This is a genomic window from Pseudomonas sp. LBUM1666 (assembly GCF_059695775.1).
The window spans coordinates 5,217,007-5,243,257 of record NZ_CP166789.1; the positions used below are offsets into that span (position 1 = coordinate 5,217,007).

Consider the following 26,251-nt stretch of genomic DNA (forward strand, 5'->3'; position numbering starts at 1 on the left):
TCCCCAGGGGGCGAGGGGACAGACCGAGGTGTTCTTAGAGTTACATCGACCTGAATTACCGAGTCGAACTCAGGTTCTGAAAGCAACCGAGATCGGCTCCCTTTCCCCCTCTCCCCTATGGGGAGAGGGCTGGGGTGAGGGGTGGCTCTTGAATCACACATCGCTCTAACCGGGGGTAAGACACTCCGGCCCATTGAGCTTCGGATCATTCACCAGATTCGCCAACACCCGCTCGCGCAACGCCGCGGGTTCACTGGCGAGCAACGCTTGCAAAGCATGCAACGGAGTCTCTGGATTGAGCCACGCCTCCTGCCCCGCCGCATCGAGAATCAACGGCCGGCGCTGACTCGCCGCCGGCTGCGTGATCACCGCCGTGCTCAGCCACACTTGCTCCTGCACTGGATACGCTTCCCAAATCGCCGCAAAGAACAGCGTCGAGCCCTCCCCCGGTGTCAGCCAATACGGACGCTTGCGGGTTGTGCCGCGCCATTCGTAAAAACCGTTGGCCGGCAGCAAGCAACGGCGCTCGCGCAGGGCTTGGCGAAACATCGGTTGTTCAGCGACGGTTTCGGCCCGGGCATGGGCCGGTGTGCGGGACAGATCGGTCAGCCACGGCGGCGTCAAACCCCATCGCGCTCGGGCCAACTCGCGCTGGCCGTCAACGCCCGCACGCAGCATCAGCACCGAATCGTTGGGAGAAATATTCCACTGGGCCTGCTGATCGGCGGGGAAGCCAGGCAGGGCCGCGAAGGCGGGGTTCCAGCGAAACAGGGCATAACGTCCGCACATGGGGCAACACGACTCTTGATAAAACGAACGTCAGCCTAACAGACCAGCGTGCCAGGAAAACTTTCCGGTTCATCGCCGGGCATCGGCAGCGCGGCATTGTACGCGCTGATTAACTCCCGGGCGTATTCCGCCTGGTCGTTATCCACCGATAATCCCAGCAGACCGAAGATCGGCAATTCGCCGGTGCCACCCAGTAAATCGCGCCCCACCAGATGCGCTTCGATGCCCTCGCTGGCCAGCATGCTTTGCAGCAACTCACCTTCCATGAGGTTTTCCGGCTCGTAGATTCGCTGCATGGGGTGCCCCTTTCATTCGTTTTCGCTGTGAACTTCGAGCAACCATTCCTGACCGTCAGTCTGCAGGACAAACGTGATGGGGCGACAACACACCGGACAGTCTTCGATATAGGTCTGATCGCCACCGGACAAGTCCAGAACGGCCTCAGCCTCTTCACCACAATACGGACATTCGTAGCGCTCGGTTTCCAGCATCGCGGTCTCCCAGGTGACTTGTGCGTATAATCGCCGGTCTATTTGCAGGGCTATTTTTGTCTGGCTAACTTTTCAGACCGTGCCCCGTTGGTTTTCGATCAAAACCTTTACTTACCCTAGCCGTTTCTAACAAGAGAGCATGATGGGCGAATTCGATGCCATCCGACCGTACGACGATAGCGAAGTCCCAGCGGTGCTGGACCGACTGCTCGGCGACAAGGCGTTTCTAGACATCCTCATCCACTTCCGCTTCCCGCGCTTTGCCGGTGCTTTCGGCTGGGCGCTCAAACCTCTTATAGCTCATCGGCTGCGCCGTGAGTTCGCCGGCGTCACCTCCGTGGCCACGCTGCAGGATAAAGTCGAGATGTACGTCGACCACACCATCGAGCGCGCCACGGACGGGGTGACGTACACCGGCGTCGAGCAGTTCAAGTCCGGCAGCGCCTACCTGTTCATCGCCAACCACCGCGACATCGTGATGGACCCGGCCTTCGTCAACTATGCCGTGTACCACGCCGGCCTGCCGACACCGCGCATCGCGATCGGCGACAACCTGCTGCAAAAGCCCTTCGTCAGCGATCTGATGCGCCTGAACAAGAGCTTCATCGTGCACCGTTCGATCACCGGTCGCCGCGAGAAGATGGCGGCGTATCAGCTGCTGTCGGCTTACATCAACCACTCGATCCGCAACGATTGCGCCTCGATCTGGATCGCCCAGGCCGAAGGCCGGGCCAAGGACGGCGACGATCGCACCGAGTCGGCGATCCTGAAAATGTTCCACATGAGCCGCAAGGACGAGCCCTTCGGCGAAGTGATTCAGTCGCTGAACGTCACCCCGGTGTCGATCAGCTACGAATACGACCCGTGCGATCAAGCCAAGGCTCGCGAGCTGTTCATCCGCGCCACCACCGGCAGCTACACCAAAGTCCCGGGCGAGGACGATGTGAGCATTGCCAAGGGCATCACCGGCTACAAGGGCCGCGTGCATGTGAACTTCGCCTCGCCGATCACCGAGCTGTTCGACGACACCAAGCAATTGGCGATCGAGATGGACCGGCAGATCCTTGGCGGCTACCGCCTGTTCCCGGTGCACTACCTGGCTTACGCCCAGTGGAAAGACGCCGACCCGCAATTGCAGGTGCCGAAAGCCGCCGAGGTGTTTGCGGCAGACGAACTGGCCAAGGCTCAGGAGCAATGGCAACAACGTCTGGATGCTTGCCCTGAGGAACATCGTCCGTTCATGGTCGTGCAATACGCGACGCCGGTGCGTAATCAGTACCGTGTGAAAGCAGGTTTGCCGCTGTAAGGTTTTTGGCTGGATACGACAACGGCGCCCTGTGGTGAGGGGGCTTGCCCCCGTTCGGCTGCGCAGCAGTCGTAAAACTGATGAGGTTTATCAGAGATAATGTGGCTGCAGATTTCAGGGTCGCTTCGCAACCCAACGGGGGCAAGCCCCCTCGCCACAAGTATTGTGTTAGAAAGGTCAGACCCGCGTGCTGATCCACGACACCAGCAGCGCCAACCCCAGGCAAGCAAACCCGAATCGATAGAAAAACCGGTTCATGCGCAAGGTCGCCCCATCCAGCATCAACGTCGGTTCATCGATACGACGGCTCTGGCTTTGCGCTTCGAGAATGGCCAACGCGCGCTGTTCGCGGCGACGAGTGGCATGCAGCAACCAGCCGCCCGGAAACGCAAACAACAAGGCCAACAGGTTGATCAATTTGGCGGGATGGTTGGTAAACAGCGAAATCAAATGCAACGACATCACGGACCTCAGCAAAACAGGTGTGGCAGACGCCGAACCGACGACCGCGGCGCGAATTCTACCGAAAGCCTCGCCACCTGCCCTTGCTTTCCGACAAATAACGAATCATTTGACCGATTCCTGTCCTGTGTCACGGCGCCGTCATCTGAATACGCCAGTCTGGCGCCCCTCAAAACCGACACGGAAACCGTCATGTTGCACGCCGAAAACCAGGATCGCCTCTACCTCATTGCTCAAAGCGACGAACAACAAAATCTCGTCGGCAGCCTCGCCTTCAATGTCCAGGACCGCCACTGGCTGGTGTACTGCGCATTGGGTGGGCATCAGCATGCGGATTTGCCGGAGACGGATTTGCTGACGGGCGTGAGTGTTCTGGATTTTTACTCCGAAGCAGCATGACACCGCTGAACCCCGGTGGGCGCAGTCCCACCAAAAATCAGCAAGCATGAAAAAGCCCGGGACCATTGCTGGCACCGGGCTTTTTTGAGTTCAGCGAACGTTTATTCGGCGAGAATCTGACCAATCGTCGGATCCTTGAACAGACGCGTCAACGCATCGCTCAACACATCGCTAACCAGCTTGGTATTGGTTTCCTGATTCGGCGCCATACCAAAACGCTGATCCAGGGACGCACCATAACGACCGCTGTAGCGACGATTGGCATTCTGCACATCGGAGCGGAACGTCGCGCCAATGGTGGCCTCAGTCACATACATGCCCTCTTTAGGCGACTGATACTTCAGCTCGGCCAGGGTCACGGTCAACTGCGGAGCATTCAGCGCATTGGAGGTTGGGGTGAAGCCCAACAACCGCACGGCCGCTTCGGCCTGAGCCTGCAACTTCGGCAAAATCTGTGCGCCCTGCACGGTGATCGCGCTGGTCTCAGGGTACAGGCCACCACGAGTGCCCAGCGTTGGCGACGGACGACCGTCCACCACACGCACCACCACCGGCTGACCATGGCCGACCGGTGCCAGCTGAGTCGTCAGCTTGGGTTCCGGATTCAGTTGTTGCGGGCTGTGGGCGCAGCCGACCAGCGTCAAACTGGTCACAGTGATCAAACCGAACAACAGGCGTTGCAACATGCTCTTCTCTCCAGAATCAGGCACAAACAGGCCGGCAGTATAGCGGTGGGCCACTGCGGGTAACTAGCTCCTCACAGTGAATACTGAAATCTCTGACAAACCCTTCAGACCGCGGTTCCTGTCACAGATATGTCACCACCCATACATTTGCTCGTCACGGCTCGCTGACAACCTTCACAGCAGTCACCCCACAAGGTACTTCGCCATGCGCTATCTCATCTCGCTGTTCAACCCACGCCCTCTGCATCGCTGCTTCGCCCTGCTAGACCGCAACGGCCACTGCCAGGCATTCAAACAGTGCAGCCTCCAGCCGATGGGTGATGGCTGGGTCGAAATCGAAGAAATCCGTCTCAACTGGTTACACCATCCCCTGCCCCCTAGCGCCCGTGTCAGCCAGCGCCAGCCACGTGCGCGGGCTCAGCAACTGTTGACCACCTGACCGAACACCTAATAAAAGTCATTAAACACGACCATTTCCCTGCGTTTCTTCGCTACAATCTCCCCCCGATTATAAGGACGTCTCCTGATCGGGCCTCGCAGCATCGTCAATGCGCTTGTATTGACACCCCGCACCGCCCTACAGAGAGCCGCCCACACAGATCGAGTGAAGCTGGCGCGCTTGCTGTTCCTTGAGCAAAAACCCCACTTTTCGCGAATCTGCAGAGCTGTCATTACGCTCGGTCACTGAGCTGTTTGCCCGTTTTGCCAGTCATGTATCCCATGGCGGCAATCCATCCGGGCACGGTGCCAGGCTGGGGCAGCCCTTTTTTGAGGTTCACGTCTTCAAAAGAGCGTGAAAAAAACGGGTTTTCACAACTTCACAAGAGTGTGGCGAGCAAATGAATAGTTTTGCGTCTGAATATGCACCATTAGCGTCTGAAACAGCCCAACGACACAGGACCGAGTACGCCTCGAACACCGGATCCTGAAGCCTGTCCTCTACGGATTTGGTTGCACAAACGGATGTATCGACCATAAGTCGAATTGCCAGCCGCGCGTTGAAGTGAGTTCATGTAACTCTTTTAGACCCGGCCGGTAGCGTCCGTCGAAGTTGCAAAAAATTGCGAAGATTCGGACATGGCGATACTGCCATGGGTACCTGGGGCATCACTGACACGCCCCTGAACGCCTGGCAGCCATGCCGACAATTTGGTGCTGCAGATTTTGGAGACGCGTTAAATGGCGCATAACGAAGCAGTCGACGTAGTACTGGTTGGGGCCGGCATCATGAGTGCCACCCTCGCTGTACTGCTCAAAGAGCTCGACCCCGCGATCAAGCTGGAAGTCGTCGAGCTGATGGATTCCGGTGCCGCGGAGAGTTCGAACCCGTGGAATAACGCCGGTACCGGTCACGCCGGGCTGTGTGAGCTCAACTACACGCCGCAGGCCGCCGACGGCACCGTCGACATCAAGAAAGCCGTGCACATCAACACCCAGTTCGAGGTGTCGAAGCAGTTCTGGTCCTACCTGACCAAGAAAAGCACCTTCGGCTCGTGCAAGACGTTCATCAGCCCGGTGCCGCACCTGAGCTTCGTCCAGAACGACGATGGCGTTTCCTTCCTCAAGGAACGCTTCAAGACGCTGAGCAAGCACCACGCCTTCTCGGACATGGAATACACCGAAGACAAGGCCACCATGGCCGAGTGGATGCCATTGATGATGCCGGGGCGGCCAGCCGACGAAGTCGTCGCAGCCACCCGCGTCATGAACGGCACCGACGTCAACTTCGGCGCCCTGACCAATCAACTGCTCAAGCACCTGACCAGCGCACCCGATGCCCAGGTCAAGTACTGCAAGCGCGTGACCGGCCTCAAGCGTAACGGTAGTGGCTGGACCGTCAGTATCAAGGACGTCAACAGCGGCAATTCCCGTGACGTCGACGCGAAATTCGTGTTCCTCGGCGCCGGTGGCGCGGCACTGCCGTTGCTGCAAGCTTCGGGCATCGAAGAAAGCAAAGGCTTCGGCGGCTTCCCGATCAGTGGCCAGTGGCTGCGCTGCGACAACCCGGAAGTGGTCAAACACCACCAGGCCAAGGTTTACAGCCAGGCGGCCGTGGGTTCGCCACCGATGTCGGTGCCGCACCTGGACACCCGCGTGGTCGATGGCAAGAAGTCCCTGCTGTTCGGACCTTATGCCGGTTTCACCACCAAGTTCCTCAAGCACGGCTCCTTCATGGACCTGCCGATGTCGGTTCGCGCCGGCAACATCGGCCCGATGCTGGCCGTGGCGAAAAACAACATGGATCTGACCAAGTACCTGGTCAGCGAAGTGATGCAGTCGATGGAGCAGCGTCTGGACTCCCTGCGTCGCTTCTACCCTGAAGCGAAAGCCGAAGACTGGCGCCTGGAAGTGGCCGGCCAACGGGTGCAGATCATCAAGAAAGACCCGAAGAAAGGCGGCGTTCTGCAGTTCGGTACCGAACTGGTCGCGGCCAAGGACGGTTCCCTTGCCGCCCTGCTCGGCGCGTCGCCAGGCGCTTCGGTGACCGTTTCGATCATGCTTGAACTGATCGAAAAATGCTTCCCGAACAAAGCGTCCGGTGAATGGGCTGCCAAACTGGCGGAAATCTTCCCGGCTCGGGAAAAGGTTCTGGAAACCGACGCTGCGCTGTATCGCAAGATCAACGTGCAGAACAACGTCGCGCTGGAACTGGTTGAAGCCAGCAACGAGACCGAAAGCTACGCTTGATTCGGTCGCATAAAAAACGCGCCGTTCTCATTGAGAGCGGGGCGTTTTTTGTGCCGCTTAAAAAATTAACCGCGAGCCTTTTCGATCAACTCGATGTACTCGGCCGCGTTGCGCTGATCCTTGATCAGGGCGACGAAGTCATTGCCGTGTTCATCCTTGCCGTCCAGATCCAGACCGGCTTCGACGAAGAACGTCAGAAAACGCCCGAAGTCATCGATGCGCAGGCCGCGATAGGCCTTGATCAGTTTGTGCAGCGACGGCGACGTGGCGTCGACCGGTTCGAAATCGAGGAACAGCTTGATCTGCTCATCGCCGATCTCGTCACCAATCACTTGCTTCTTATCTTTACGCATTGCCGACTCCAGCTCGCAGACATTTCACGGGCGGGCAGTTTACCCCTCCCCGGGCACAGGGCTCAACGCGGACGAACGCTGCCTGTGTGCAGATCGGCCCAGATATGGCCGTTGGCGTAGCTGAGGAACTGGCAATACACCGTGTCATTGCGCAACAAGTCGATCACCACCCGGTACTGGGCCATCGGGTAAAACAGCGTCAGGGTTTTGCTTTTTTCGTCGTAGATCGGCTTTTTCAGGCTTTTGCTTTCGCCATCGAAATTGACCAGCACCTGGTTGATGGTTGCGCCCTTGTTCAAGGATTTTCCCTTGAGGCGGATCAGCAAAGGGGAAGTGACCGGAATCGGCTGCTGGTTGGACTGGCGCTGGCTGCCGACCACCACCGAGTACTCGGTGATCTGCAACAGCTGTTGCTGCTCGGGCTCTGCATCACGCAGGGTCAGGTCATCCGGAGGCAGGAACTGCGCGTGCATCGGCGCCGGGGCGGCAGCCAGAGGCAGGCTGACGGTCAGCAACAGGGCGGCGCAGCTGCGGATCAAAAGGCTCATGACAGGCTCCCTAGGCGAAGCCGAGCACTCTAGCACGAGGATCAACCGCGCGAATTAGCGATATGGGTCAATACTTCGCAGTACGAGGCTGGCCATACTGGAAGAGCTTTCAGCCGTCGTTCAACGGTGCGCCGTCTACCGTGGAGTGCTCATGTCGTTCTCCGTTCCCCCGTTGTTCGCCGCCTGGCGTCAGACCTGGCGCGCCGGCTACACCCTCAGACGCTTACGCGGCGACATCAGTGCCGGGGTGACCGTAGGGATTATCGCCATCCCGCTGGCCATGGCCCTGGCGATTGCCGTGGGTGTACCGCCCCAGCAAGGGTTGTATACGGTTCTGATCGCCGCGCCCCTGATCGCCCTGACAGGAGGTTCGCGTTTCAATGTCAGTGGGCCGACCGCCGCGTTCGTGGTCATTCTGCTGCCCATCACCCAACAATATGGCCTGGGCGGCCTGCTGCTCTGCACCATGCTTGCCGGCGTCATCCTCATTGCCCTGGGGCTGATTCGAGCCGGGCGGTTAATTCAGTACATTCCGTATCCGGTCACCCTGGGCTTTACCGCCGGGATCGGCGTTGTCATTGCCACCCTGCAATTGAAGGATTTGCTGGGCCTGAACACCGCCGGCCAGGCAGAACACTACATCGAACAGCTGGGCGTACTGATTCTGGCGCTGCCCAGCGCCCGGCTAGGGGACGGAATCATAGGCATCGCATGCCTGGCCGTTCTGATTGTCTGGCCACGGTGGGTGCCGAGGATTCCAGGGCATCTGGTGGCATTGACCATCGGCGCGCTCCTGGGTTTGGCGCTGGAGCACGGCGGGTTGGCGGTGGCGACATTGGGTGAGCGTTTTAGCTATATGGTCGAAGGCGTCAGCCATCCCGGCATTCCGCCTTTCCTGCCAAGCTTCGATTGGCCGTGGAATCTACCCGGTCCCGACGGCCAGCCTCTGCACCTGTCTTACGACTTGATCCGTCAGTTGCTGGCGCCGGCGTTCGCCATTGCCATGCTCGGGGCCATCGAATCCTTGTTGTGTGCGGTGGTGGCGGATGGCATGACCGGCAGCAAACACGACCCCAACGCAGAACTGCTGGGCCAGGGCTTGGGTAACCTGATCGCACCGCTGTTCGGCGGCATTACCGCCACGGCGGCGATTGCCCGTAGTGCCACCAACGTGCGCAGCGGAGCCTTTTCGCCATTGGCGGCCATTATTCACAGCGCGGTGGTGCTGATGGCGATACTGGTCCTCGCACCACTTTTCAGCTACCTGCCGATGGCTGCATTGGCTGCGTTGCTGGTCATGGTGGCGTGGAACATGAGCGAAGCCCGGCACGTGCTGCATACCTTGCGCATCGCGCCCCGCAGCGATGTGTTGGTCTTGCTGACCTGCCTGAGCCTGACGGTGTTGTTCGACATGGTGATGGCCGTCGCCGTCGGCCTGCTGCTCGCCGCCGGGTTATTTATCAAGCGCATGAGCGATCTTACGGACACCGCCGAACTGCCCCGTGCTTACCATCAAGCCTTGCAGGACATGCCGGCGCATGTTCGTTGCTATGCGATACGCGGGCCGCTGTTTTTCGGCGCGGCCGAAAAAGCCTTGGGGGTGCTACGCAAATTCAGTCCGGAGGTCAAAGTGGTGATCGTCGAGATGAGCGCCGTGCCCATGCTGGACATGACGGCGCTCGCGGCCTTCGACAATATCCTGAGGGATTACCGCACGGACGGCATTGGCCTGATTCTGGTGGCGACCGCCCCACGGGTGCGCCTGAAGCTCAGACGCGCGGGCATCCATCGGGAACAGCGTCAGTTGGCCTACGTGAACAACCTGGAACAGGCTCGTCGCAAAAGCGAACGCTGGCTGGCCGGGGGAAATTGAGCGCGCCTCAGGTGAACTGCGCGCGCATCCACGCCTGATATTCAGCCACACCAGGCTCGCCTTCGCGCGGCGCCCAGTGAGCAAGCTCACCTTCACCGACGGGGCGATAAGGGCCGGCCTTGCACTCGAACATCAGGCTGTCCGCTTCCAGTACCACCAGGCCATGGAACACACCGGCTGGCAGGTCCACACCGAGACAGTCGCCACCAGCCTGCAGGATTTGTTTGCTCAACACCCCGCCAGACTCATCGAAGATCAACACACCCAGTCGCCCTTTGAGGACTAACAAGGTTTCAGCCTTGTTTTCCCCCAAGTGCCGGTGAGGCGGGACATAGGTGTCGGGCTGCAAGCCAACCACCATGCGATGGCAGGCGTCTTCCATCTGATGGAAGTTGTGATGCTGACGCCCGCGAGGATTGGCTGCGGCTTTCTCGGCCAATTCAGCGAACAGGGTTTGATCGAGAAAGCTCGGCGCGGTCATGTTCTTACATCCCTTTAACAGCAAAAATCCCGTTGGCGTTGCGCCAGTAACCCTTGTAGTCCATGCCGTAACCGAAGATGTAACGGTCGATGCATGGCAGGCCGACGAAATCGGCTTTCAGGTCCGGGCGAGCCTTGCGGTCGTGGTCCTTGTCGATCAGCACGGCGGTGTGCACAGCGCGGGCGCCGGCGTGTTTGCAGTAGTCGATGATCGCGCCCAGGGTGTGACCTTCATCGAGGATGTCGTCGATGATCAGCACGTCGCGATCGAGGAACGAGACTTCCGGCTTGGCTTTCCAGAACAGGTCGCCGCCGCTGGTTTCGTTGCGATAACGGGTGGCGTGCAGGTAGGACGCTTCCAGCGGGAAGTTCAGATGGGTCAGCAGCTTGCCGGAGAAAATCAGCCCGCCATTCATCACGCAGAACACCACCGGATTGCTTTCAGCCAGCTGGTCGTTGATTTGTGCACCGACGCGGGCGATGGCCGCCTCGACTTCAGCTTCGGTGTACAGGCAGTCAGCCTCTCGCATGATTTGACGGATATGCTCGAGATCAGCAGACATGGCGCTCTCCAGGGGGGGTGACGGAATCGGAAAAGCGGGCAAAGGTACGCATCCCGCACGGCCAGATCAAGCGTTTGTGGACTAACGTACTTTATGTCTATAGGACAACACCCTCGGATAGATTAATCTAGGCCGGTTTTTTTGCCCGCCGCCGGAGCCTTTCCCATGCCCATCCTCGAGATCCGCCATCCGCTGATCCGTCATAAACTTGGCCTTATGCGCCGCGCCGACATCAGCACGAAGAATTTCCGTGAGCTCGCTCAGGAAGTCGGTGCCCTGCTGACCTATGAAGCCACCAAAGACCTGCCGCTGGAAACCTACGATATCCAAGGCTGGGCCGGCACGGTGTCGGTCGAGAAAATTGCCGGCAAGAAAATTACTGTAGTACCGATCCTGCGTGCCGGTATCGGCATGCTCGAAGGCGTGCTGAGCCTGATCCCGGGCGCCAAAGTCAGCGCAGTCGGCGTGGCCCGCAATGAACAAACCCTGCAGGCCCACACCTACCTGGAAAAACTGGTTCCGGAAATCAACGAACGCCTGGCGATGATCATCGACCCGATGCTCGCCACCGGCAGTTCCATGGTCGCTACCATCGACCTGCTGAAAAAAGCCGGTTGCCGGGATATCCGCGCGATGGTGCTGGTGGCTGCTCCCGAAGGCATTGCCGCCGTAGAGAAGGCTCACCCGGACGTGACCATCTACACCGCTTCCATTGACGAGAAACTCAACGAACACGGTTACATCATCCCTGGCCTGGGTGATGCCGGTGACAAGATCTTCGGCACCAAGCAGAAGGACGCTTGAGCATGCAGGATGAGTTCAACGATCCGCTCTGGCGCACGGTGCTGTCGGGTGCGCAGATGCTGTTCGTGGCCTTCGGCGCCCTGGTGTTGATGCCGCTGATTACCGGCCTCGACCCGAACGTGGCGCTGTTCACCGCAGGCCTGGGGACGATTCTGTTCCAGATCGTCACCGGGCGTCAGGTGCCGGTGTTCCTGGCGTCGAGCTTTGCCTTCATCACCCCGATCATTCTCGCCAAGGGCCAGTTCGGCCTCGCGGCGACCATGGGCGGCGTGATGGCGGCCGGTTTCGTCTACACCTTCCTCGGCCTTGCCGTGAAGATCAAAGGCACCGGTTTCATCGACCGCCTACTGCCACCGGTGGTGATTGGTCCGGTGATCATCTCCATCGGCCTGGCCATGGCACCAATCGCCGCCAACATGGCGATGGGCAAGGCCGGCGACGGCACCGAGCTGATTCATTATCAGACGGCGATGCTGATCTCGATGCCAGCGCTGCTGACCACCTTGATCGTCGCGGTGTTCGGTAAGGGCATTTTCCGCCTGGTGCCAATCATCTCCGGCGTGCTGGTGGGCTTTGCGATGGCGTTTTATTTCGGCGTCGTTGATACCGCGAAAATTGCTGCTGCACCGTGGTTTGCGATCCCGCACTTCACCGCGCCGGAATTCAACTGGCAGGCGATTCTGTTCATCGTTCCGGTGGCCCTGGCCCCGGCCATCGAGCACATCGGCGGCGTGATCGCCGTCGGTAGCGTGACCGGTCGCGATTACCTGAAGAAACCCGGCCTGCACCGCACCCTGCTCGGCGATGGCATTGCCACCACCGCAGCCGGCCTGTTTGGCGGTCCACCCAACACCACCTATGCCGAAGTGACGGGCGCGGTGATGCTGACCAAGAACTACAACCCTAAGATCATGACCTGGGCGGCGATTTTCGCCATCAGCCTGGCGTTCGTCGGCAAATTCGGCGCGTTGCTGCAAAGCATTCCGGTGCCGGTGATGGGCGGGATTCTGTGCCTGCTGTTCGGTTCGATCGCGGCGGTTGGCATGAACACACTGATTCGCCACAAGATCGACCTGGGCGAAGCGCGCAATCTGGTGATTGTCTCGGTGACCCTGGTGTTCGGGATCGGCGGTGTACTGGTCGGCACCGGCACAGGGCCGGACGACTTCGGCCTTAAAGGCATCGCGCTGTGCGCGGTGACGGCGATTGCGCTGAACCTGTTGCTGCCGGGTAATGACAGCTGGAAGCACAAGAAGGCGAATGAGTCGTTGTTGTAAGAGGCAACTCAATCCCTGTGGCGAGGGGGCTTGCCCCCGTTTGAGTGCGCAGCACTCACAAAATCTTCATCGACTGCGAGAGTTTTGGGGCCGCTTCGCGACCCAACGGGGGCAAGCCCCCTCGCCACAGTTTTAAAGCGCCAGAGGCGCTCTTTCGCACAAGATGCTCAACGCCCGCGCCCACTGCGGATCATCGTTAAGACACGGCACCAACACCAACTCCTCTCCCCCCGCCTCGCGGAATTGCTCTTTGCCGCGATCACCGATCTCTTCCAGAGTCTCGATGCAATCGGCAACGAACGCCGGGCACATCACCAGCACTTTCTTCACGCCCATTCCAGCCAACTCATCAAGGCGCGCTTCAGTGTAGGGTTCGATCCATTTGGCCCGCCCCAGACGCGACTGGAACGACACCGACCACTTGCCGTCCGGCAGGCCCAGCCGTTTGGCAAACTCGGACGCCGTGCGCAGGCATTGGGCGCGGTAGCAGGTTGCCAGAACTTCTGGTGAAGCGTTCAGACAGCAATTATCGCTTTTGAAGCAATGGTGACCGGTAGGGTCGATCTTGGTCAGGTGCCGCTCCGGCAATCCGTGAAAGCTTAGCAACAGGTGATCGTGCTCCTGCTCCAGATGCGGCTTGGCGCTGGCCACCAGCGCATCGAGGTATTCCGGCTGATCGTAGAACGGCTGGAGAATCGAAAACTGCACATCCAGCTGTTTCTCGCGCACTACGCGCTTGGCCTCCTCGATCACCGTAGTCACAGTGCTGTCGGCGAACTGTGGATAGAGCGGTGCGAGAGTGATCCTCTTGTGACCCTGGGCCGCCAGACGCACCAACATAGATTCAATCGACGGCTCGCCATAACGCATCGCCAGTTCCACCGGACCGTGGGTCCACTGGGCCGTCATGGCCTGTTGCAGGCGACGACTGAGCACCACCAACGGCGAACCCTCCTCCCACCAGATCGAGGCGTAGGCGTGGGCTGACTGCTCCGGGCGCTTGAACAGAATTAGCGACACCAGCAAACGTCGCACCGGCCATGGCAGGTCGATCACATACGGGTCCATCAGAAATTGATTGAGGTAACTGCGCACATCCGCCACCGAGGTGGAAGCCGGTGAGCCCAGATTGACCAGAAGCAATGCGTGATCGGTCATGCAACGTCCTATTTCAAAGGCGGCTGGAAAGGTCGTCCAGAGCCGCGCGCAAATCAGTGAACTGGAAAGTGAAACCCGCTTCCAGCAAGCGAGCCGGGACGGCCTTCTGGCCACCCAGCAACAACAATGATAATTCGCCCAGACACACCTTCAACGCCAAGGCCGGCATGGGCATGAACGTCGGGCGGTGCAGCACGCTGCCCAACGTCTTGGCAAACTCGCGGTTGCGCACCGGCTTGGGTGCGCAGGCATTATAAGGACCACTGGTGTCTTCCTGATGCAGAAGAAAATCAATCAGGGCGATTTGATCGTTGATATGGATCCACGGCATCCACTGCCGGCCATTGCCGATAGGCCCGCCCAGCCCCACTTTGAACGGCAGCAACAGCCGCGACAAAAAGCCGCCCTCGGCCGACAACACCAGCCCGGTACGAATGAAGATCACGCGAAGGCCCAAGCCTTCAGCACGCTGGGCGGTTTCTTCCCAGGCGATGCACAACTGGCTGGCGAAATCATCGATGACCGGTGGAGACTTCTCGGTCAACTCCCTCTCGCCCCCGTCACCGTACCAACCGACCGCAGACCCCGAAATCAACACCTGCGGTTTTTGTTCACGGGTTTCGAGCCAGGCCAGCAGGGTTTCGGTCAGGGTGATGCGGCTGCTCCACAACAGCGCTTTGCGTCTGGTTGTCCAGGGGCGATCGGCAATCGGTGCACCTGCGAGGTTGATAATCGCATCCACCGGTTCCTGGCCGATGTCCTCGAGGCGGGCCACTCCGCGCACTTGGGCACCGCAGATTTTCGCGACTTTTTCAGGCTTGCGACTCCAGACCGTCAGGCGATGACCCTGACTCAACCAGAGGCGGCAGAGTTGACGTCCTATCAAACCAGTACCGCCGGTCAGCAATATGTGCATGACTACTTCCTCGCGTAGCGTTTTACCCTGATCACTAGTCTATTTTTATAAGCAGGGATCTTTGGTATCGGGCAGGCTCTGTGTTTAACAATAGGCCAAGCTGTCAGAACGAGAACGCTAAAAGTTATACCAAAAAACAATATTGTACAGGTTTCAACCACGGCGTAGTCTGTACAGAAAGGTAAACGAGGCCCCTATGACTGTACCTATCGCAATCATCGGCACCGGCATTGCCGGGCTCTCCGCCGCCCAGGCCCTGACAGAGGTCGGGCATGTCGTTCAACTTTTCGATAAAAGCCGCGGCAGTGGCGGACGCATGTCGAGCAAGCGCAGCGATGCGGGTGCTCTGGACATGGGCGCGCAATATTTCACCGCCCGTGATCGCCGCTTCGTCACTGAAGTCCAGCGCTGGCAAGGCAACGGCTGGGTCGCTGAATGGATGCCACAGCTCTACACCTACCACGGCGGCCAGCTCAACCTGTCGCCGGACGAACAGACGCGCTGGGTCGGCACGCCGCACATGAGCGCCATCACCCGCGGCCTGCTCGGCGACCTGGAAGTGCATTTCGCCTGCCGCATTACCGAGGTCTATCGCGGCGAAGAGCACTGGCATCTGCAGGACGCCGAAGGCTTCACCCACGGCCCCTTCAGTCATGTGATTATCGCCACGCCGGCGCCTCAGGCGACTGCACTGCTGGCCTCCGCGCCGAAACTCGCCGGTGCCGCCGCCGGGGTGAAGATGGACCCGACCTGGGCTGTCGCGCTGGCGTTCGAGACACCGCTGGATACACCTATGGAAGGCTGCTTCGTACAGGACAGCCCGCTCGACTGGCTGGCTCGCAACCGCAGCAAACCGGGCCGTGACAACACGCTGGACACTTGGGTCCTGCATGCCACCAGCGCCTGGAGCCGGCAACATATCGACCTGTCCAAGGAAGCGGTGATCGAGCAATTGCACGGCGCATTTGCCGAGCTGCTGCACGACGCCATGCCCGCCCCGACCTTCAGCCTCGCCCACCGCTGGCTCTACGCCCGCCCCGCCAACAGCCATGAGTGGGGAGCCCTGGCCGATGCCGATCTAGGCTTGTATGTGTGTGGTGACTGGTGCTTGTCCGGTCGTGTCGAAGGCGCCTGGCTCAGCGGCCAGGAAGCCGCCCGCCGTTTGCATGCGCATCTGCAGTGAATCGCATCGATCCGGTAGGAGGCCGACGGAAAACCTATACAAACAATTTGACTTGTACACCTTTGAATCTATGATGAAGTTATGTTGTACAGACCGATCAGTTTGTACAGGTTTAGATTCGAGGTGCTCCGATGCCCCACGTCACCGTGAAACCGAAGATCGCCATCAGCGCCTGCCTGATGGGCGCAGAAGTACGTTACAACGGCGGGCACAAGGAATCTCGGCTGTGCAGTCGCACCCTCACTGACTATTTCGATTTCGTCCCGGTCTGTCCGGAAGTCGCCATCGGCCTCGGTATTCCTCGGGAGCCGATCCGTCTGGTGGGTGATCCACAACATCCCGAAGCCGTCGGCACCGTTAACACAGCACTCAATGTCACCCGGCCATTGGCCGAATACGGTCAGAAAATGGCCGCAGAACTGGTCGACCTCTGCGGCTATATCTTCATGCAGAAATCCCCGTCATGCGGCCTGGATCGGGTCAAGGTCTACCACGCCAACGGTGCGCCGGTGGACGGTGGTGGCCGTGGCATCTACGCGCAGGCGTTCTGCGCGCTGCATCCGGATTTACCGGTGGAAGAAGACGGCCGACTCAACGACCCGGTGCTGCGAGAAAACTTCCTGACTCGCGTGTTCGCCTACAGCGCCTGGCAGCAGTTGCTGCGCGAAGGCCTGACACGCCGTGGCCTCACGGACTTTCACTCGCGCTACAAATACCTGCTGATGGCCCACAACCCGGCGCAATACAAAACCCTGGGCAATCTGCTGGGCAACATGGGCCAGACCGACCCGAACGAACTTGGCCCCCGCTACTTCAGCGAGCTGATGGAGGCCCTGAAAAAATGCGCCACACGCCGCACTCATACCAACGTCTTGCAACACATCAGTGGTTATCTCAAACAGACGATCAGCCCTGAAGACAAACAGGAAGTGCAGCACGTCATTGGCCAATACCGCCACGGCATCGTGCCGCTGGTGGTGCCGCTGACGCTGCTCAAACACTACTTTCGCCAACATCCTCATCCGTACATTGCGCAACAGGTGTACCTGCAACCGCATCCGGAAAATCTCAGCCTGCGAAACGCGATCTAATGACAATCCAATGAAAAGCCCACTCGACACCAGCGCCAGCGAAGACCTCGGCGCCGACTTCAAGAAAGCCCTCGACGAAGGCTGGCTGCCGATCCGTGAAGTCGCGCGGCAGACCGGCGTCAACGCCGTCACCCTGCGCGCCTGGGAACGGCGTTATGGCCTGATCGTGCCGCAACGCACACCCAAGGGTCATCGGCTGTTTTCTGCCGAACACGTTCAACGCATCCTGACGATTCTCACCTGGCTCAACCGCGGCGTGGCCGTCAGCCAGGTCAAGCAACTGCTCGACACCCCGCAGGCCTTTACCGAATCCGTCGAAAACGATTGGCAAGTGCTGCGCCATACGTTGCTGCAAGCGGTCACTCAACTGAACGAACGCACCCTCGATGACACTGTCAATCAGGCCATGGCGCTGTATCCACCACGAACCTTGTGCGCACAACTGCTGATGCCGTTGCTGGCTGAACTGGAGCAACGCTGGCAAGGCCAGTTCGGCGCTCAGATGGAGCGAGTGTTTTTTTACTCCTGGTTACGCAGCAAATTTGGCGCACGCATCTACCATAACAACCGTCAGCTACGCACCGCGCCACTGTTGTTGATCAATCAATCGGACCTGCCACTGGAACCTCACCTGTGGCTGACCGCTTGGCTGATCAGCAGCGCCGATTGCCCGGTGGAGGTGTTCGACTGGCCACTTCCTGCCGGCGAACTCGCGCTGGCGGTCGATCATCTGCAAGCCCGCGGCGTACTGCTGTATTCCAGCAAAACCATAAACCTTTCGCAGCTGCCGAAACTTTTGAATGGTGTCAGTTGCCCAAAAATGATTGCCGGACCCACGTTATGCATCCACCACGCCGAGTTGTCCGCACGAACGTTCAAGATTACTGACTTGTTCCTGGCTGAAGATCCGTTAGCGGCACATCAGGGCCTGGTTCAGCGTGGGCTCATTTAATGGCGAATTTTTAATGAATCGTACGGACACCACCCTGCAATTGATCTGGCTGCGCAGCGACTTGCGCCTACAGGACAACACCGCCCTCTCGGCCGCCGCAGCCCGAGGCCCGACGGTGGCGGTGTATCTGCTGAGCCCGGAGCAATGGCTGGAGCACGACGACGCGCCGTGCAAAGTGGATTTCTGGCTGCGCAACCTGAACGAGTTAAGCCGCGCGTTGGGCGAACTGAACATTCCCTTGTTGATCCGTAAGGCATCTCGCTGGGATGAAGCACCCAAGGTGCTGCTCGATCTTTGCCAGCAGCTGAAAATCGACGCGGTCCACGTCAACGAGGAGTACGGCATTCATGAAAGCCGTCGTGACGCAGCCGTGGCCGAAACACTGAAAGCCAATGCCATCGACTTTTACAGCTACCTTGATCAACTGCTGTTAAAACCGGGCACCGTACTGACCAAAACGGGCACTTACTTTCAGGTTTTCAGCCAGTTCCGCAAGGCGTGTTACGACCGCCTGCGCGGGTCGTTTCCGAAGCGGGTCTCAGCACCCGTCGTACAGGTTCCGCTGGCGATCAGCAACGACAAGATCCCATCAAACATTGAAGGCTTCGCAACGCCCAGCGACAGCTTGCGCAGTCTTTGGCCAGCCGGTGAAACCGAAGCCCACCGCCGCCTCGACACCTTCACCGATGCCCAGATCGACGACTACAAAAACGAACGCGATTTCCCTGCCAAACCGGGCACCAGTCAGCTGTCGGCCTATCTCGCCGCCGGGGTGATTTCCCCCCGTCAGTGTCTGCACGCCGCGCTGCAAAGCAATCAGGGCGAGTTCGAAAGTGGCAAGGTCGGCGCCGTCACATGGATCAACGAATTGCTGTGGCGCGAATTCTACAAACACATTCTGGTGGGTTACCCACGGATCTCGCGTCATCGCGCCTTCCGCCCGGAAACCGAAGCCCTCGCCTGGCGCGATGCTCCAGATGAACTCCTGGCCTGGCAAGAGGCCCGTACCGGCCTGCCGATTATCGACGCGGCCATGCGCCAATTGCTTGAAACCGGCTGGATGCACAACCGCCTGCGCATGGTGGTGGCGATGTTCCTGACCAAGAACCTGCTGATCGACTGGCGTGAAGGCGAGCGTTTTTTCATGCGTCATCTGATCGATGGCGACCTGGCGGCGAACAACGGTGGCTGGCAGTGGAGCTCGTCCACTGGCACCGATTCGGCGCCCTACTTCCGGATTTTCAACCCGCTGAGCCAGTCGGAGAAATTCGACAGCGAGGGGCTGTTCATCAAGTACTGGCTGCCGGAACTGGCCGGGCTGAACAAGAAGGATGTGCACAACCCGGCGAACCTCGGCGGCCTGTTCGGTGTGGCGGATTATCCGTCGCCGATCGTCAATTTGAGCAGCTCTCGCCAACGGGCGCTGGCCGCGTTCAAGAACCTGCCATCACGACAAAATGACGGGCGATTGCCTGGTTGAAAAGGAGAATGGGATGAGTTTTACACCTCCACGGCGATACTGGTTGACGGGTGCCAGCAACGGCATTGGCGCCTCGCTGGCCGAAGAAATACTGAAAACCGGCGCTCACCTCGCTGTGAGCTCTCGCTCGGTGGCGCCACTCAAAGTCTTGTCCCAGCGTTATCCGGGGCAAGTGCTGGTGGTGGCCGGTGACCTGACCAACAGCCAGACCGTGCGAGAAATCGGCGAGCAGATTGCTGAAGAGTGGGGAGCTCTGGACACAGTGATCCTCAACGCCGGCACTTGCGAATACGTCGACGTTCAGCAGTTCGATTCGTCAATCGTCGAGCACGTAGTGCGCACCAACCTGCTTGCCAGCACCTATTGCATCCAGGCCGCCTTGCCGCTCTTGCGCGCGGGCACCGCGCCGCATCTGGTGGGCGTCGCCAGCTCGGTAACCTACCTGCCGCTGCCGCGGTCCGAGGCTCATGGCGCCTCAAAGCCCGGGCTGCGTTACCTGTTTGAATCGTCGCGCATTGATCTTGCACCGCAAGGCATCGAAGTCACCGTGGTCAGCCCGGGGTTTGTCGAGACGCCGCTGCCGGCGGAAAACGTCCCCATGCCACTCAGCTGGCCGGTGGACAAGTCCGCACGCTACATCTTCGCCGAACTCAAGAATCGTCCGCTGGAATTAGCTTTTCCGGCGTTGTTCATGGCCGACCTCTGGCCACTGTCGAAAGTACCCAACCGGGGGAAACTGGCGATCGGCAAACGCATGGTGCGCAGCAATCCGCCGATCAAGGACCAGCCGTGAAATCACCATCGCCGGGAGTGGCATCTCGGGGCTGATCGCACCCAGCGACCAAGCGTCCGTCCGGCCTTTCACACAGCACCGGCCCACTGCCTTACACTGGGCGCTATGAAAACCATTCCCCACACGCAAATCGCCGAGCCTGCGGTCACCTGCTCGACCTGCGCAGCTTGTTGCTGCCAGCTCGAAGTCATGCTGATCACGGACACGGGCGTGCCCGAACGTTTTATCGATACCGATGACTGGGGCGGGGAAGTCATGCTGCGTCTGGATGACGGCTGGTGCGCCGCGCTGGATCGCAACACGATGATGTGCACCATCTATGAAAAACGCCCGTTGATCTGCCGGGAGTTCGAGATGGGTGCACCGGAATGCATCGACGAACGCCAAGGGATTACCACGGCGTATCGGTGATCGAGAAAGCACCTTGGTCCCTATGGGAGCGAGCTTGCTCCGGGCGGCGTTCCGACGATAGCAGTGTGTCAGTCGACATCAATGCTGAATGTCAGGCCGCAATCGCGAGCAAGCTCCGCTCCCACAGGTAAAGTGCTTACAACGGCATCGTGTAATGCAGCGCGTAGCTTTCTACACCATTGTTCGGGCTGCTAAGCCCGGCATTTGAATAGTGCGTCGCACGAATCCCGACTTCATGTCCGCCTGCAAAGCGCAGCCCAAAACCGAACCGGTCTTCGAACTGAAAGGCATTGCCGAGGTTGTTGTTTTCGACTTCGGTATTGGCGAACACCGCTACGCCAACCCCCAACTCCAGGTAGGGTTTAACGGTCTGCCCGGCAAACTCGTAAACCAGCACCGGCGCGAACGACAGGCTGTGGTTGCTGGAGGTCTTGTCGCCTTCCCAATAGGTGTAGGCACCGCTCCAGTAACCAGTCAAACGACCGATATCACTCTGCAACCAGCTCTTGTCCCAATCGAATTGCATGCCCAGTCGATAGGTCATGGTCGACTCGCTAGTCTGGCCGACCGCGAACTCCACGCCTGCCGCCTGTGCAGTAAAACTGTGCCCCATCAGTGCGGCCGCAATCGCGGCCAAGCAGAATAGTCGCTTCATTAGAAACATCCTTTTCCGAACGATTTCGTATGGTTTTTTTGTTGCTTGACGCTATAGAAGTCGACGCTTAATCAGAAGTTCACCCCAATTACTCGTTTGCCCCAAGTTTTGTTTACTCCTTGAAGCTTTGCACAACGCCAGCGGTATTCCACAGTATCGGCAAGATATTTCTGAAATGTTCCGGATCGGCACTCGTCCAGAACTGTGCGGCACGAGCAGGCCCTTCGGCGAGCAATTCACGCTCGGCCAACAGACGCTGAAGTTGCCGCGCTACAGCGGCGCCGGTATCAATCAAGCTGATGTCATCGGGGATCATCTGCTTTAGCAACGGCTTTAGGAAGGGATAATGCGTGCAGCCAAGAATTATCGTGTCGCACCCGGCACCGAGCAGCGGTTCGACATACCTGGCCAGCAACTGGCGCAATGCCTCGCTGTGCAGATCACCGTTTTCAATCAGCTCCACCAGGCCGGGGCACGGCTGGGTGATGACTCGCACATCGGTGGCGAATCGGTCGAGCAACGCGGCGAACTTGGCACTTTGCAAGGTGCCGGTGGTGGCGAGCACGCCGACCACACCGCTGCGGGTGGCGGCAGCGGCCGGTTTGACCGCCGGCTCCATGCCGACGATGGGCCACTCGGGATAATCGCGCCGCAAGTCTGCAACCCCAGCGACAGTCGCCGTATTACAGGCCAGCACCAGGGCCTTGGCGCCCTGCTGCTGAAAAAAACCTGCCATCACGCTGCAGCGATGACGGATGAATTCCGGGGTTTTCTCGCCGTAGGGAATATTCCCGCAATCGGCGACGTACAACAGTGACTCGTTGGGCAGCAAACGCTGGATCTCGGCCAGCACCGAAAGCCCACCGACACCGGAGTCGAACACGCCAATCGGCGCTTCACGCATGCTTCGAACCACAGACGCTGCAGCCCGGATCACGCTTGACCCGCAATTCGCGAAAGCGCGAGCCCAAGGCATCGATCAACAACAGGCGCCCCACCAGCGGCTCGCCGAAACCCACCAGCAATTTCATGGCTTCCAGCGCCTGGAGGCTGCCAACCAGCCCAACCAACGGCCCCACGACACCGGCTTCACTGCAGGTCAGTTCGGCTTCGCTGCCGTGACCATATAAACAGTGGTAGCACGGGCTTTCCGGACGGCGCGGGTCAAACACTGACAACTGACCTTCGAGCCGAATCGCTGCGCCGCTGACCAGCGGTTTGCCGGCGGTGACACACGCAGCGTTGACCGCTTCGCGGGTGGAGAAATTGTCGGAGCAATCCAGCACCAGATCCACCGCGGTCACGGCGGCGGCCAGGGAATCTTCGTCCAGCGCGGCGCGATGGGCGATCAACTGAATCTCGGGATTGATTGCAGTCAGTCGGCGGATCGCCGAGTCGACTTTGCTCAGGCCGACGCTGTCAGTGTCGTGAACGATCTGGCGTTGCAGGTTGGTCAAGTCGACGGTGTCGAAATCCGCCAAATGCAACTCGCCGACGCCGGCGGCTGCCAGATACAGCGCAACCGGCGAGCCTAGGCCGCCGAGACCGACGATCAACACGCGGCTTTCTTTCAGTCGCAACTGGCCGTCGATGTCGACGTGTTGCAACAGAATCTGCCGACTGTAGCGCAACAATTCCTGATCATTCAGCACGGCAGGCGCCCCAGGCTGATACGTTCGTGACCGCCCAGATCGGTGCGGCTGTGGACTTCTTCAAAGCCGCGGCTCAGTAGCAAATCGCGTACCGCAGTGGCTTGATCGTAACCGTGTTCAAGCATCAGCCAACCGCCCGACTCCAGATAATCCGGCGACTGGGCGACGATCAGACGCAGATCGTCGAGCCCATCGATGCCGGCCACCAAGGCACTGGCCGGTTCGAAGCGCACATCACCTTCCGCCAGATGCGGATCGGCAGAGGCGATGTAAGGCGGATTGCTGATGATCAGTTGAAAACGCTGACCTTCCAGCGCACTGAACCAATGACTGCTCAGCACGGTGGCGTTGTTCAGGTGAAGTCGCTGGCGATTGCGCTCGGCCAGGGCCACGGCTTCGAGCACGCGATCCACGGCGGTAACCTTCCAGGCCGGACACTCGCTGGCCAGGGCCAACGCAATGGCGCCGCTGCCGGTGCCGAGATCGAGGACCTTCGAAGGTGTGGCTGGCAGGAGTTCAAGCGCCGCTTCCACTAACAGTTCGGTGTCCGGGCGCGGGATCAGCGTATGCGGCGCCACTTCCAGATCAAGCTTCCAGAAACCTTGCTGACCGAGGATGTAAGCCACTGGCTCACCACCACGGCGGCGCTGCAAATACTCGGCAAATTTCAGCGCCGCTTCGCTCGGAACGATGCGCTCGGGCCAGGTGTGCAGAAAACTTCGGGACTTGCCCAACGCAGCGGCCAGCAACAATTCGGCATCCAGGCGCGCGGAGGGCGAGTCCGGCAGGTCGGCGGCGCGCAACAAACTGGTAATGATCGTCATTTACTCACCTATCGCTGCCAATTGGTCGGCCTGGTATTCGGCCAGCAACGGCTCGATCACCGCATCGACGCCACCCGCGAGGATTTCGTCGAGGGAATACAGCGTCAGGTTGACCCGGTGGTCGGTGACCCGGCCCTGGGCAAAGTTATACGTGCGGATCCGCTCCGAACGATCGCCCGACCCGACCAGCAATTTACGCTCGCTAGCGATAGCGTTCGCGGCGGCGCTGGTCTGCTGATCATTGAGCTTGGCCGACAGCCAGGACATCGCCCGGGCGCGGTTCTTGTGCTGGGAACGCTCTTCCTGGCACTCAACGACAATACCGGACGGCAAGTGCGTGATGCGGATCGCCGAGTCCGTTTTGTTGACGTGCTGACCGCCGGCTCCGGAGGATTTGTAGGTATCGATGCGCAAATCCGAGGGGTTGATCTCGATCGCTTCCTGCTCGTCTGGCTCGGGCAACACGGCTACGGTGCAGGCCGAGGTGTGGATGCGACCCTGGGATTCGGTAGCGGGAACCCGTTGTACGCGGTGGGCACCGGATTCGAATTTCAGCTTGCCATAGACGTTGTCGCCTTCGACGCGGGCGATGACTTCTTTAAAGCCGCCGTGCTCACCGATGTTCTCGGAGAGGATTTCCACCCGCCAGCCACGCCGCTCGGCGTAGCGCGAATACATGCGGAACAGGTCGCCGGAGAAAATCGCCGCCTCGTCACCGCCGGTGCCGGCGCGGATTTCGAGGAACACGTTGCGCCCGTCATTCGGATCCTTGGGCAGCAGCATGCGTTGCAGGCTGGCTTCGATGTCGATCAGTTGCTCTTTGGCTTCGCGAACTTCTTCCACGGCCATTTCGCGCATGTCCGGGTCGCTGTCCTTGAGCAGCGCCTGGGCGCCCTCGAGATCGCTTTGTACTTTGAGCAACTGTTTATAGGTTTCGACAATCGGTTCGACTTCCGCGTATTCCTTGGAATATGTGCGGAATTTGTTCTGATCGGAAATGACTTCGCCGTCGCCAAGCAAGGCGGTCAATTCCTCGAAACGGTCCTGGAGGATGTCCAGCTTATTGAGCAGTGACGCTTTCATTGCGGTTTTTTATCCGAAAAGCTATCCGATGAGCCCTCATTCAGGGCAAAGAGTTCCTGGGCCATGGCCAGCGCATCGAGGCGGCCTTCGGCAGAGAGCTTTTTCAACTGCACGCTCGGTGCGTGCAGGAGTTTGTTGGTCAGGCCCCGCGCCAGTTGCACCAGCACGTCTTCGGCGCTGCTGCCGTTGGCCAGCATGCGCTGAGCCTTCTGCAATTCTTCGTCGCGCATGCGCTCGCTTTGTTGGCGATAGGCCTTGAGCACATCCACCGCCGCCAGTTCACGCAGGCGGACCATGAAATCTTCGGCACCGATCGAGACCATCTCTTCCGCCGCCTGGGCTGCGCCCTGGCGACTCTTGAGGTTCTCGGCGACCACTTCGTGGAGATCGTCGACGCTATAAAGGTAAACGTCGTCCAGTTCGCCGACTTCCGGCTCGATATCCCGGGGGACGGCGATGTCTACCATGAAGATCGGCTTGTGCTTGCGCAGTTTCAAGGCGCTTTCCACCGCGCCCTTGCCCAGGATCGGCAACTGGCTGGCGGTGGAACTGATGACGATGTCGCTGCGCACCAGTTCAGCCGGGATTTCCGAGAGCAACACCGCATGGGCGCCGAACTGCTCGGCCAGAATGCTCGCGCGCTCCAGGGTGCGGTTGGCGACCACGATGCGCTTCACACCCAATTCGTGCAGATGGCGGGCGACCAGGGTGATGGTCTCGCCGGCGCCGATCAGCAAGGCCTGGCTGCGTTGCAGATCGCTGAAAATCTGTTTCGCCAGACTGACCGCGGCAAACGCCACGGACACCGGGTTCTCGCCGATGGCAGTGTCGGTGCGCACCTGTTTGGCCGCATTGAACGTGGCCTGGAACAGCCGCCCGAGCAACGGACCGATGGTGCCGGCCTCGCGGGCGACGGCGTAGGCCGATTTCATCTGACCGAGAATCTGCGGTTCGCCCAACACCAGCGAATCGAGCCCGGAGGCCACCCGCATCATGTGACGAACTGCCGCATCATCTTCATGCACATAAGCGCTCGCGCGCAGCTCTTCGAGGCTCAAATGGTGATAATCGGCCAGCCAGCGCAAGATAACGTCAGCCGAAAGGTGATCCTGTTCTATATAGAGCTCACTGCGATTGCAGGTGGAGAGGATCGCAGCTTCGCGGCTGTCGGTGAGTCGGCAGAGCTGCTGTAAGGCCTCCACCAACTGCTCAGGGGTAAAGGCCACGCGCTCGCGGACGTCTACTGAAGCAGTCTTGTGGTTAATACCGAGTGCAAGGAAGGCCATTCAAAGTCGCTGATGGTGACGTGAAGCCGGCAATTGTCCTACTTCGAC

General features: G+C 59.6%; 30 protein-coding genes. 13 read left to right on the plus strand and 17 right to left on the minus strand.

What is annotated here, in order from left to right; genetic code table 11:
* Positions 1-165: 165 nt before the first annotated feature.
* From ACA056_RS23985 to ACA056_RS23995, 3 genes are read right to left on the minus strand one after another with little or no spacing between them, the layout of a single operon-like run.
* Positions 166-789 carry an SOS response-associated peptidase gene (locus ACA056_RS23985; protein WP_046048287.1) on the minus strand — a complete coding sequence of 208 codons (624 nt, stop codon included), beginning with the start codon at positions 787-789 and terminating at the stop codon, positions 166-168.
* 35 nt (positions 790-824) lie between these two features.
* On the minus strand, positions 825-1,085 hold the full coding sequence (locus tag ACA056_RS23990) for a putative signal transducing protein (protein ID WP_497268263.1): 261 nt from the start codon (positions 1,083-1,085) through the stop codon (positions 825-827).
* Positions 1,086-1,097: 12 nt separating this feature from the next.
* Positions 1,098-1,280 carry a CPXCG motif-containing cysteine-rich protein gene (locus tag ACA056_RS23995; protein ID WP_008153387.1) on the minus strand — a complete coding sequence of 61 codons (183 nt, stop codon included), beginning with the start codon at positions 1,278-1,280 and terminating at the stop codon, positions 1,098-1,100.
* A gap of 142 nt (positions 1,281-1,422) precedes the next feature.
* On the opposite strand from ACA056_RS23995, the gene ACA056_RS24000 reads away from it, so the two are divergent.
* Positions 1,423-2,586, plus strand: coding sequence for a 1-acyl-sn-glycerol-3-phosphate acyltransferase (locus tag ACA056_RS24000; RefSeq protein ID WP_497268266.1), 1,164 nt, complete (start codon positions 1,423-1,425; stop codon positions 2,584-2,586).
* A 177-nt stretch (positions 2,587-2,763) separates the two neighbouring features.
* On the opposite strand, the gene ACA056_RS24005 is transcribed toward ACA056_RS24000, so the two are convergent.
* Positions 2,764-3,048: a hypothetical protein gene (locus ACA056_RS24005; RefSeq protein ID WP_347803325.1), complete on the minus strand. Its 285-nt coding sequence runs from the start codon at positions 3,046-3,048 to the stop codon at positions 2,764-2,766.
* Positions 3,049-3,240: 192 nt separating this feature from the next.
* On the opposite strand from ACA056_RS24005, the gene ACA056_RS24010 reads away from it, so the two are divergent.
* Entirely contained in the window at positions 3,241-3,447 is a 207-nt protein-coding gene (locus tag ACA056_RS24010) for a hypothetical protein (RefSeq protein WP_054045634.1), read from the plus strand.
* 101 nt (positions 3,448-3,548) lie between these two features.
* On the opposite strand, the gene ACA056_RS24015 is transcribed toward ACA056_RS24010, so the two are convergent.
* Entirely contained in the window at positions 3,549-4,133 is a 585-nt protein-coding gene (locus ACA056_RS24015) for a YajG family lipoprotein (RefSeq protein WP_497268269.1), read from the minus strand.
* Positions 4,134-4,338: 205 nt separating this feature from the next.
* Here ACA056_RS24015 and ACA056_RS24020 point away from each other — a divergent pair, with 205 nt between their 5' ends.
* Both ACA056_RS24020 and mqo read left to right on the plus strand, forming a co-directional pair.
* Complete coding sequence (locus tag ACA056_RS24020; protein WP_497268271.1) at positions 4,339-4,572, plus strand: hypothetical protein; 234 nt, start codon at positions 4,339-4,341, stop codon at positions 4,570-4,572.
* 740 nt (positions 4,573-5,312) lie between these two features.
* Positions 5,313-6,821: a malate dehydrogenase (quinone) gene (mqo, locus tag ACA056_RS24025; RefSeq protein WP_497268273.1), complete on the plus strand. Its 1,509-nt coding sequence runs from the start codon at positions 5,313-5,315 to the stop codon at positions 6,819-6,821.
* A gap of 65 nt (positions 6,822-6,886) precedes the next feature.
* Here the strand turns inward: mqo and ACA056_RS24030 are convergent, their stop codons facing one another.
* The gene (locus ACA056_RS24030) at positions 6,887-7,174 is read right to left on the minus strand and encodes a PA4642 family protein (protein ID WP_008153397.1); all 288 of its coding nucleotides are present in this window, start codon (positions 7,172-7,174) and stop codon (positions 6,887-6,889) included.
* A gap of 62 nt (positions 7,175-7,236) precedes the next feature.
* On the minus strand, positions 7,237-7,722 hold the full coding sequence (locus ACA056_RS24035) for a hypothetical protein (protein WP_497268275.1): 486 nt from the start codon (positions 7,720-7,722) through the stop codon (positions 7,237-7,239).
* A 151-nt stretch (positions 7,723-7,873) separates the two neighbouring features.
* On the opposite strand from ACA056_RS24035, the gene dauA reads away from it, so the two are divergent.
* Complete coding sequence (gene dauA, locus ACA056_RS24040; protein WP_497268277.1) at positions 7,874-9,595, plus strand: C4-dicarboxylic acid transporter DauA; 1,722 nt, start codon at positions 7,874-7,876, stop codon at positions 9,593-9,595.
* A 7-nt stretch (positions 9,596-9,602) separates the two neighbouring features.
* Here dauA and ACA056_RS24045 read toward each other — a convergent pair whose 3' ends face one another.
* Entirely contained in the window at positions 9,603-10,076 is a 474-nt protein-coding gene (locus tag ACA056_RS24045; RefSeq protein ID WP_497268279.1) for a WbuC family cupin fold metalloprotein, read from the minus strand.
* A 4-nt stretch (positions 10,077-10,080) separates the two neighbouring features.
* Complete coding sequence (locus ACA056_RS24050) at positions 10,081-10,638, minus strand: hypoxanthine-guanine phosphoribosyltransferase (protein ID WP_008153401.1); 558 nt, start codon at positions 10,636-10,638, stop codon at positions 10,081-10,083.
* Positions 10,639-10,803: 165 nt separating this feature from the next.
* On the opposite strand from ACA056_RS24050, the gene upp reads away from it, so the two are divergent.
* Positions 10,804-11,442 carry a uracil phosphoribosyltransferase gene (upp, locus tag ACA056_RS24055; RefSeq protein WP_033061273.1) on the plus strand — a complete coding sequence of 213 codons (639 nt, stop codon included), beginning with the start codon at positions 10,804-10,806 and terminating at the stop codon, positions 11,440-11,442.
* A gap of 2 nt (positions 11,443-11,444) precedes the next feature.
* Positions 11,445-12,719, plus strand: coding sequence for a uracil-xanthine permease family protein (locus ACA056_RS24060; RefSeq protein WP_347803319.1), 1,275 nt, complete (start codon positions 11,445-11,447; stop codon positions 12,717-12,719).
* Positions 12,720-12,851: 132 nt separating this feature from the next.
* Here the strand turns inward: ACA056_RS24060 and hemH are convergent, their stop codons facing one another.
* Positions 12,852-13,877 carry a ferrochelatase gene (hemH, locus tag ACA056_RS24065; RefSeq protein WP_497268282.1) on the minus strand — a complete coding sequence of 342 codons (1,026 nt, stop codon included), beginning with the start codon at positions 13,875-13,877 and terminating at the stop codon, positions 12,852-12,854.
* 13 nt (positions 13,878-13,890) lie between these two features.
* Positions 13,891-14,793 carry a TIGR01777 family oxidoreductase gene (locus ACA056_RS24070; RefSeq protein ID WP_497268284.1) on the minus strand — a complete coding sequence of 301 codons (903 nt, stop codon included), beginning with the start codon at positions 14,791-14,793 and terminating at the stop codon, positions 13,891-13,893.
* Positions 14,794-14,989: 196 nt separating this feature from the next.
* On the opposite strand from ACA056_RS24070, the gene ACA056_RS24075 reads away from it, so the two are divergent.
* From ACA056_RS24075 to ACA056_RS24100, 6 genes are all read left to right on the plus strand, one after another.
* The gene (locus tag ACA056_RS24075; RefSeq protein ID WP_497268286.1) at positions 14,990-15,976 is read left to right on the plus strand and encodes an NAD(P)/FAD-dependent oxidoreductase; all 987 of its coding nucleotides are present in this window, start codon (positions 14,990-14,992) and stop codon (positions 15,974-15,976) included.
* A gap of 131 nt (positions 15,977-16,107) precedes the next feature.
* Entirely contained in the window at positions 16,108-17,067 is a 960-nt protein-coding gene (locus ACA056_RS24080) for a YbgA family protein (protein ID WP_497268288.1), read from the plus strand.
* Positions 17,068-17,077: 10 nt separating this feature from the next.
* Positions 17,078-18,019, plus strand: coding sequence for a MerR family transcriptional regulator (locus ACA056_RS24085; protein WP_497268290.1), 942 nt, complete (start codon positions 17,078-17,080; stop codon positions 18,017-18,019).
* Positions 18,020-18,053: 34 nt separating this feature from the next.
* The gene (gene phrB, locus ACA056_RS24090) at positions 18,054-19,499 is read left to right on the plus strand and encodes a deoxyribodipyrimidine photo-lyase (RefSeq protein ID WP_497273592.1); all 1,446 of its coding nucleotides are present in this window, start codon (positions 18,054-18,056) and stop codon (positions 19,497-19,499) included.
* A gap of 13 nt (positions 19,500-19,512) precedes the next feature.
* Positions 19,513-20,292: an SDR family NAD(P)-dependent oxidoreductase gene (locus ACA056_RS24095; RefSeq protein WP_497268292.1), complete on the plus strand. Its 780-nt coding sequence runs from the start codon at positions 19,513-19,515 to the stop codon at positions 20,290-20,292.
* Positions 20,293-20,397: 105 nt separating this feature from the next.
* Positions 20,398-20,703, plus strand: coding sequence for a YkgJ family cysteine cluster protein (locus ACA056_RS24100; protein WP_008153413.1), 306 nt, complete (start codon positions 20,398-20,400; stop codon positions 20,701-20,703).
* 136 nt (positions 20,704-20,839) lie between these two features.
* Here the strand turns inward: ACA056_RS24100 and ACA056_RS24105 are convergent, their stop codons facing one another.
* The 6 genes from ACA056_RS24105 to hemA form a co-directional block, all read right to left on the minus strand.
* On the minus strand, positions 20,840-21,358 hold the full coding sequence (locus ACA056_RS24105) for an acyloxyacyl hydrolase (RefSeq protein WP_497268294.1): 519 nt from the start codon (positions 21,356-21,358) through the stop codon (positions 20,840-20,842).
* Positions 21,359-21,470: 112 nt separating this feature from the next.
* Positions 21,471-22,262, minus strand: a complete 792-nt coding sequence (gene murI, locus ACA056_RS24110) for a glutamate racemase (protein WP_497268296.1) — start codon at positions 22,260-22,262, stop codon at positions 21,471-21,473.
* Complete coding sequence (locus tag ACA056_RS24115; RefSeq protein ID WP_497268298.1) at positions 22,255-23,010, minus strand: molybdopterin-synthase adenylyltransferase MoeB; 756 nt, start codon at positions 23,008-23,010, stop codon at positions 22,255-22,257. The genes murI and ACA056_RS24115 overlap by 8 nt, the downstream gene beginning before the upstream one ends.
* Complete coding sequence (gene prmC / locus ACA056_RS24120) at positions 23,004-23,834, minus strand: peptide chain release factor N(5)-glutamine methyltransferase (RefSeq protein WP_497268300.1); 831 nt, start codon at positions 23,832-23,834, stop codon at positions 23,004-23,006. The genes ACA056_RS24115 and prmC overlap by 7 nt, the downstream gene beginning before the upstream one ends.
* Positions 23,835-24,917 (minus strand): peptide chain release factor 1, encoded by a 1,083-nt coding sequence (gene prfA, locus ACA056_RS24125; RefSeq protein ID WP_046048306.1) that lies wholly within the window; start codon positions 24,915-24,917, stop codon positions 23,835-23,837.
* The gene (gene hemA / locus ACA056_RS24130; protein WP_282481460.1) at positions 24,914-26,203 is read right to left on the minus strand and encodes a glutamyl-tRNA reductase; all 1,290 of its coding nucleotides are present in this window, start codon (positions 26,201-26,203) and stop codon (positions 24,914-24,916) included. The genes prfA and hemA overlap by 4 nt, the downstream gene beginning before the upstream one ends.
* Positions 26,204-26,251 lie beyond the last annotated feature (48 nt).